Here is a 6572-nt window from a genome sequence, read left to right on the forward strand (position 1 = left end):
CCAAATTTACCCTGTTTATTCCCAGATTCTCCAGGCTTATATTCGGATCCGTACCGGAAATTCAGCCAATGACTCAGGGGAGAATCACCATGATAGTTTCAGACCTCAGCAATATTCACATCACCAAACACACAGGCAAAGTTGCCTTGGTGACTGGTGGCAGCTCGGGCATTGGGCTGGCCACCGCCACACGGCTGGCACGTGAAGGCGCTACGGTGGTCATCACTGGCCGGCGTAAACCAGAGTTGGACAGCGCCGTAGAGCAGATCGGCTTCGGCGCCACCGCCATCTGCGGCGACATTTCTTCTGCGGCGGATCTAGACCACATCGCCGAAATCATCAGTCAAACCCACGGTCGCCTGGACCTGCTGTTCGCCAATGCCGGTGGTGGGGATTTCGCGCCGCTGGGGGCGATCACCGAAACGCAGTTCGATAAGTACTTCGACATCAACGTCAAAGGCACTTTGCTTACCGTGCAGAAAGTCCTCCCGCTGATGGGCGCGGGTAGCGCGATCGTCGTAACCGGTTCCATTGCCGCCAGCCAAGGCACGCCGGCCTTCGGCGTCTACGCTGCGACCAAGGCAGCACTGCGTTCGTTCGTGCGGACCTGGGCCTCTGATCTCAAGGGCCGTGATATCCGCGTCAATATCATTGCTCCGGGCGTAGTGGTTACTCCGGCCTACAAATCCGAACTGGGCATGAGCGATGAAGTGATCGAGCAATACTTGGTGCAGGTGGCCGAGAAAACCCCGCTGGGACGTGCGGCGAGCGCGGACGAGATGGCCAAGGCGATGTCGTTTCTCGCATCTGACGACTCCAGCTATATCACAGGTATTGAGTTGGTCGTCGATGGCGGCATGACGCAAATCTGAAAACGCACGGTTCGAAGTATTACTTTTTACCCGACAGGAGAGTGTCATGAGCATCGAAAGCAACCTCAACATGGCCAACCAGTTTCTCGCCCGTCTCGGCAGTGGCGAAGCGCCGGAAACAATTGCCCAGATGTTCAGTGCCGATTTGGACTGGATAATCCCTGGCGAGGCTGGCGTGCTGCCATGGGTAGGCCATCAGACCGGCAGGTCAGCAATCATTAATTTCCTGCGCGAGTCTAGCCACATGATCGAGCGTGTCGGCCTAGATGTTCATGAGGTATTGGCCAGTGATAATCGCGCGATCATTTTCGGAGAACTCGCTTCCCGAGTTGTCAGCACCGGCAAAACGATCGAAACGGCCTACGCCATCGTGCTGACTATCGCTGACGACCAGATCACCCGCTTCCTTATGCTCGAAGACAGCCTGGCCACTGCCATCGCCGCTCGTGCTGACTAGCCCAACGATTGCGCCAGTAACGCAAAATTATGCTCATGCAGGAGAGTCGCCATGGCTTTGCAGCCTAACGATACTTCGATTGACTTCGACTACGACACGTTCTTGCGTGACCACCTGGTGCAAGTCTTCAACGAGCGCGACACGGACCGCCATAGGGCTGCGCTGACCCGGTTGTACCTTGACGATGCGCTGTTCGTGGATCCAGAGGGCAAGAGTGTGGGTCACCACGCAATAGCGCAGCGGGTGGAGCATATTCTGGCGCAGTTCCCGGAGAACTCTCAGTTCGCCCCCGCTGGTGTCGGGCTTGGTATAGCGGGAGTGGGCTCTTCGGCTTGGCGTCTCGGTCCTGCTAATGGTCCTGCGGCAGTTACGGGTGTCGATGTGGTGCAGGTCCAGGCGGGTCAGATCCAAGCGGTCTATGTGCTGATCAATCCGTCGCCGGTTTAGCACATCGCCAGTACATCCATGGCTGCCTTATTGGCTCGCTTTAGTAGAAAAATCCTTGCGACTCTGCTGTCGAAAGCGCCCCTGACTAACACCGATTGCGCGCTTGAACGCGATGCTGAAGGCCGTATCGGACAAGTAGCCCATGTCGTCGGCACTCTCGGCCAAGGAGGCATCGGAATGGCGAAAAGCTGTGCGAGCGCGGGTCATGCGCCAACTCCCGTCGGATTCGAGGCATTCTTCCCAACCATCGAGCAGCGAGGCTTAACCTTGGAAAATACCCGTGGGCTGACGGACATGGCCACCGAAATTTACATCGATATGATCGGAGCGCCGTTGAGCGATGATGATGTCGAGCTGATCTTCAGGGCTCGCGGTGTCTGAGGCCTTGACCGATCTGCTCGGCCGCGGCTTTGACCCATTCGGTGAGTTGATTGGCAACTTCTGGCTTGAAGCGCTGAACCGCCAGGATAATGCCTAGGCTACTGCTGACCTCGTTGCCACTGTAAATGGGGGCAGCAGCGCCGGCGGCACCCAGCTCTACGTCATCCACAGTGATAGCGGCACCGGTATCTCGCACGGTATCTAGACGCTGCTGGAAAGTTTTCCAAGAGTCGCTGTTTGTCTTGGCTGTCATGTCGAAGATCCGGCGCTGCTCGCTAGCCGGCCGATTAGCAAGAATGACCAGCGCAGTAGCTCCTACGTTCATTGGCATCCACTGCAATAGCTGTGGCACGAAGCGGATACTGTGGTGACTAGGGGCGGCGGCCACATACATGCGTTCGCCAGCTCGAGGATCATAAACGCTAAGCACAGCTGTTTCACCGCTGTCCCTGGATAACTGATCGAGAATTGGTTGAACGCTGGCATACGGCATCTTGCTGCGCGCATGGGTAGCAATCCGATGGAGTTCCCAACCCAGTTGCCACTGGCCGTTCGCATCAGGTGCCGCGAGCCCGGTCTCGTAAGCGCGTTCGAGAGTGCGCTGTACAGAGCTGGGGGCCGCATCCAGCAGCCGAGCCAATTTGCGCACGCCCAACGCGTTTGCTTCACTTTGCGCCAGCACCCCGATCAATCGCGCGACGGCGGCGATCGGGTTGCGCTCCCGGCGTGTTTCGTTATCCGCAGAGTCCATCAAATGTTCCTTGAGTCGGGAGCGCACGCTGATGTGGCGATTTACCATTCGGGGGCATCAGCCCCATAGGGTACAAGACGGTGATAAGCCGGCAATGCGAAGTTGCTGAAGGTAAGGGGTGGCGCAAGGTTGGATATTCGACCATAGACTGAATCGAAGGTCACTCTCTTTGCCGGGTATGAATCGCTTTCGGGCAGCTTCTGTTGCAAAGCGATATCCAACAGCCCTAACTCCTGTACCCACATAGCGCTGCGGGTCAGAGACAGTTTGACATGGTACGAACCACCTTCTTCGGCACGACGCAGTAGGGCGGCCATCATGCCAGCGGCCGCGAAGTATCCGGTCATCAAATCCGCCAAGTAGAATACCGGCGAAAACCGCGGTGGGCCATCGCCACCTTCCCGGGCTGCGAACCCCGACGCAACTTGCCCGTTCTGGTCGAAGCCGGGCCGTTCGGCCCAAGGTCCCTCGTGGCCGTAAGCGTTGGCCGTCATGCACACGATTCCACGTTCGCTACGTGCCGCCAGTTGTGCTGGCAGCAGGTCAAAACGCTGGTTGACCGAGTGGCGGTAGGTACTAGTGTAAACGTCCGCTTCACTGGCCAGTTGATGCATACGCTCAAGTTCTGCGGCCTGACGCAGATCCAGATAGGCACAGCGCTTGGCGACATCGACGCCAAGGTGTTGGGCGAAAGTATCAGGATAGGTTGGCGAGGTAATATGCATTACTTCAGCGCCGTATTCCGCGAGCGTTCTGGCGCTTCGAGGGCCAGCCAGTACATGAGTGAAATCAAGCACCTTCAAGCCTTGCAGCGGTGCCACCAGACCGGATAATTCCGGAAATGGTACTTTGGGGCCGTCTGCGATCTTCTCAATTTCGATCACCGGCGTCGCCGCCAGTAGCTTGCCTTGCGGATGGGCCAACCATTGTTCGCGAGTGAACGCGCGACACGCGGGTAACCCGACTTTGGACAACGCTTCCTCGAGCTCGAGCGAGTCCCACTTGGCTACCTCACGGGCGATCGATGCCTTGTTGTCGCCACAGTCAAAAAAATTCACATAGCCCTTCAGCAACTTGGCATAGGGTGGGCCGGCTTCGAGCATGATGTGGCGATTATCACGGCAAAGGAAAAGGTTGTTCACATCAATGTGTTCGGCACCGACGTTGATTGGCCGGCCTTGCTGCTCGACGAAATGAGTCGGGTGCAGAAAGTGCAGAGCATCGACAATATCGACGCGACATCTGTGCTCAGGCCGGTGCGTGCTTTCCAGATGCTGCTCGCGGCAACGCCGATTAGTAGCTGCGCCACAGCCGAGGCTTCTCCCAGTCGATGGGGGGAGCGGATGATGGGATCGCAGCCTCGCAGACTGGCGTCACCATCGAAGTGGCGCGCCAGGCGAAGCTCGTCCATCAGTTTGGTAAGTGGCGCCAGCCCCCCTTGGCTAAGGCGTTGCAGGGTGTCAAAGGGTGAGTATTCATTCATGGGAATGCCTCTCTCTAGATCACATCAGCGCTCGAAATAAGCGATGTATACGGCCTGTCAAAAGGTACAACTGTTCCGCACAAGCGTGCATAAATTTTTTTATACTTTCTTTGTGATATTCAAAAAGTCTCACGAGAAACAAAATAGGTATTGAACGCCTATATCAAATTTATACAATTCTGCTTCTAGGGCCAGGATCAATAGCGGGCATTCTCCCCCCACGCCGCTGCCTGGCCTCCAATAAGAACAAGCAGGAATCCGCCATGCCAGGTCTATATTACGAACAGTTCAGCGTCGGCCAAAAATTCGAACATAGCGTCTCGCGAACCGTCACTGAAATGGACAACATGTTGTTCAGTTGCCTTACCATGAACACGCAGCCATTGCACATTGATGCCGAATTTGCCTCGCACACAGAGTTCGGCAAGCCGCTGGTCAATAGCCTGTTCACCTTAGGGCTGCTGATCGGAATGACTGTCACCGAGACCACTCTGGGTACCACCATTGCGAACTTGGGGCTGGGGGATACCCAATTCCCCCATCCTGTGTTTCAAGGGGACACACTCCGCGCGCACACCGAGGTGCTTTCGGTCAGAGCCAGCCGATCACGTCCGAGTGCAGGGTTGGTCGAATTTGAGCACACCGCTGTAAATAGGTAGTTTGTCGCTGCGTTCGCACGGCGTTTATGTTGAGGCTGCCGTCATGATCCGTTCTTTTTTGTTCGTGCCGGCGGACAGCCGACGGCAGGCAGGCGCTGCGTGATGGAAAAATTCTGGCGACGGATACGGCATCCTGCCAAACATTGGTGGGTTCGGGTAAAGCGCTGCCGGGAACACGTATAGAAATTGTTGATCCGCTAACCCGAAAAGCCCGCACACCATTCGAAATTGGAGAGATCTGGATAGCTGGTCCCCACATTGCACGGGGTTACTGGAACCAGGAACCTCTCACCGCAGGCACCTTCGTAAATCATTTATCAGGGGACATTCAACCGTCTTATTTACGTACTGGAGACCTTGGATTTTTTCACCAAGGAGAGTTATATGTAACGGGCAGAATAAAAGATATGGTCATTATCCGCGGTAAGAATTATTACCCGCATAATATCGAGCACAATGTTTCGACAGCTCACCCTAGCCTAGAGAATTCGGCGTGCGCGGTGTTTTCACTCTTAGATGCGGGAGACAAACTGATTGTCGTTCAAGAAGTGCGAAGAGAGTGGAGAAAGAAAATCAAGGGGGACGAAATTATCTCCATCATTCGACAGGCAGTGGTTTTAAACAACGAGATTACTCCCCACGACATTGTTTTATTAATGCCTGGGAAACTACTGAAAACCAGTAGTGGCAAGGTCATGCGCAATGCAATACGTACTCAATACATAGATAAAAAACTCGAGCGCTGGCTGGGCTAGTGTCGTTCACAAATGTAGACTTTAAGGATGAATACCATGGAAGATTTCGCTGCAAGCAATCCCGAGTTTGACAAGCACGTCCAAGGAGCGGTACTCAGTATGCCAGCGGCAAAATTACTGGGATTTCATTACAATTACCTGAAGCCAGGTCATTGTGAAATTGAACAGCCAGCGCGCAAAGAACTCACCCAGCATAACGGCTACTTTCAAGGTGGTATCATCGGAGCGTTGGCTGATTTTGCCGGAGGTTCGGCCGCCGGAACCTTGCTTCCACCTGGCTGGATAAATATGACTACAGATTTCACTGTCAAACTAATTGCCCCGGCAGATGGTGAAAAGCTACTAGCTAGGGGACGTGTCATCAATGCGTCGAACAACACTACGGTTGCCGCTGCCGATTTGTTTGCCGTGAAACAAGGCAAGGAAACCCTTTGCGCCACTGCTCTGGTGACTATGCGAAATATTCCCCTCAAAGCATGAAGGTAATGATCTGACCGCTCATTAAATAGCGGCGGACAAACCTGAAACCCTGATGCCGACAGTGCTCCCATAGATATTGTCGGTTATCTTCCGTAAGGCGCTGGCAGCACCTTCGAGAACCAGTAAATCTCATTCCAAACATTGTTTTCATTTTGAAGCCTGACCATCAAATCAGATTTCTTTTGATCTATTTAAAGCTGGTACCAAGCCTTCAAGTTTTTGCATGCATTGAAAGTGAGTCGACCCTAAGTCCGTAGATATGATCGAATGTCTGCTTCTGGCCGATT

At 54.5% G+C, this 6572-nt stretch carries 10 protein-coding genes; 7 read left to right on the forward strand and 3 right to left on the reverse strand.

From position 1 onward, the window contains the following. The first annotated feature begins 89 nt into the window (after window positions 1–89). Genes JWR17_RS14935 through JWR17_RS14950 form a run of 4 tightly spaced genes read left to right on the forward strand, consistent with a single transcriptional unit; the run spans window position 90 to window position 2157 of the window. Window positions 90–872 carry an SDR family oxidoreductase gene (locus tag JWR17_RS14935; RefSeq protein WP_299832682.1) on the forward strand — a complete coding sequence of 261 codons (783 nt, stop codon included), beginning with the start codon at window positions 90–92 and terminating at the stop codon, window positions 870–872. Between the two features lie 46 nt (window positions 873–918). Beyond that, entirely contained in the window at window positions 919–1329 is a 411-nt protein-coding gene (locus JWR17_RS14940; protein WP_299832683.1) for a nuclear transport factor 2 family protein, read from the forward strand. Window positions 1330–1380: 51 nt separating this feature from the next. Beyond that, window positions 1381–1776, forward strand: a complete 396-nt coding sequence (locus JWR17_RS14945; protein ID WP_299832684.1) for a nuclear transport factor 2 family protein — start codon at window positions 1381–1383, stop codon at window positions 1774–1776. 18 nt (window positions 1777–1794) lie between these two features. Next, window positions 1795–2157: a hypothetical protein gene (locus JWR17_RS14950; protein ID WP_299832686.1), complete on the forward strand. Its 363-nt coding sequence runs from the start codon at window positions 1795–1797 to the stop codon at window positions 2155–2157. On the opposite strand, the gene JWR17_RS14955 is transcribed toward JWR17_RS14950, so the two are convergent. Genes JWR17_RS14955 through JWR17_RS14965 form a run of 3 tightly spaced genes read right to left on the reverse strand, consistent with a single transcriptional unit; the run spans window position 2138 to window position 4391 of the window. Beyond that, window positions 2138–2908, reverse strand: coding sequence for an IclR family transcriptional regulator C-terminal domain-containing protein (locus tag JWR17_RS14955; RefSeq protein ID WP_299832687.1), 771 nt, complete (start codon window positions 2906–2908; stop codon window positions 2138–2140). The two genes, JWR17_RS14950 and JWR17_RS14955, sit on opposite strands and share 20 nt — an antisense overlap. 41 nt (window positions 2909–2949) lie before the next feature. After that, on the reverse strand, window positions 2950–4050 hold the full coding sequence (locus JWR17_RS14960; RefSeq protein WP_299832688.1) for a CoA transferase: 1101 nt from the start codon (window positions 4048–4050) through the stop codon (window positions 2950–2952). Continuing rightward, window positions 4047–4391: a hypothetical protein gene (locus JWR17_RS14965; protein ID WP_299832689.1), complete on the reverse strand. Its 345-nt coding sequence runs from the start codon at window positions 4389–4391 to the stop codon at window positions 4047–4049. The genes JWR17_RS14960 and JWR17_RS14965 overlap by 4 nt, the downstream gene beginning before the upstream one ends. A gap of 230 nt (window positions 4392–4621) precedes the next feature. Between JWR17_RS14965 and JWR17_RS14970 the strand changes: the two genes are divergently transcribed. From JWR17_RS14970 to JWR17_RS14980, 3 genes are all read left to right on the forward strand, one after another. Continuing rightward, a complete protein-coding gene (locus JWR17_RS14970; protein ID WP_366944159.1) occupies window positions 4622–5050 on the forward strand; it encodes a MaoC family dehydratase in 429 nt (142 codons plus the stop codon). Window positions 5051–5196: 146 nt separating this feature from the next. Next, complete coding sequence (locus JWR17_RS14975) at window positions 5197–5805, forward strand: AMP-binding protein (RefSeq protein ID WP_299832691.1); 609 nt, start codon at window positions 5197–5199, stop codon at window positions 5803–5805. A 36-nt stretch (window positions 5806–5841) separates the two neighbouring features. Further along, a complete protein-coding gene (locus JWR17_RS14980; protein ID WP_299832692.1) occupies window positions 5842–6285 on the forward strand; it encodes a PaaI family thioesterase in 444 nt (147 codons plus the stop codon). Window positions 6286–6572 lie beyond the last annotated feature (287 nt).

Source organism: Pseudomonas sp. (assembly GCF_028293835.1).
Taxonomy (GTDB): Bacteria; Pseudomonadota; Gammaproteobacteria; order Pseudomonadales; family Pseudomonadaceae; genus Aquipseudomonas.

Excerpts from the sequence above, each read along its gene's own strand:
- JWR17_RS14935 (WP_299832682.1), top strand. The coding sequence starts at position 90 with ATGATAGTTTCAGACCTCAGCAATATTCACATCACCAAACACACAGGC.
- JWR17_RS14940 (WP_299832683.1), top strand. The coding sequence starts at position 919 with ATGAGCATCGAAAGCAACCTCAACATGGCCAACCAGTTTCTCGCCCGT.
- JWR17_RS14945 (WP_299832684.1), top strand. The coding sequence starts at position 1,381 with ATGGCTTTGCAGCCTAACGATACTTCGATTGACTTCGACTACGACACG.
- JWR17_RS14950 (WP_299832686.1), top strand. The coding sequence starts at position 1,795 with ATGGCTGCCTTATTGGCTCGCTTTAGTAGAAAAATCCTTGCGACTCTG.
- JWR17_RS14955 (WP_299832687.1), bottom strand. The coding sequence starts at position 2,908 with ATGGACTCTGCGGATAACGAAACACGCCGGGAGCGCAACCCGATCGCC.
- JWR17_RS14965 (WP_299832689.1), bottom strand. The coding sequence starts at position 4,391 with ATGAATGAATACTCACCCTTTGACACCCTGCAACGCCTTAGCCAAGGG.
- JWR17_RS14980 (WP_299832692.1), top strand. The coding sequence starts at position 5,842 with ATGGAAGATTTCGCTGCAAGCAATCCCGAGTTTGACAAGCACGTCCAA.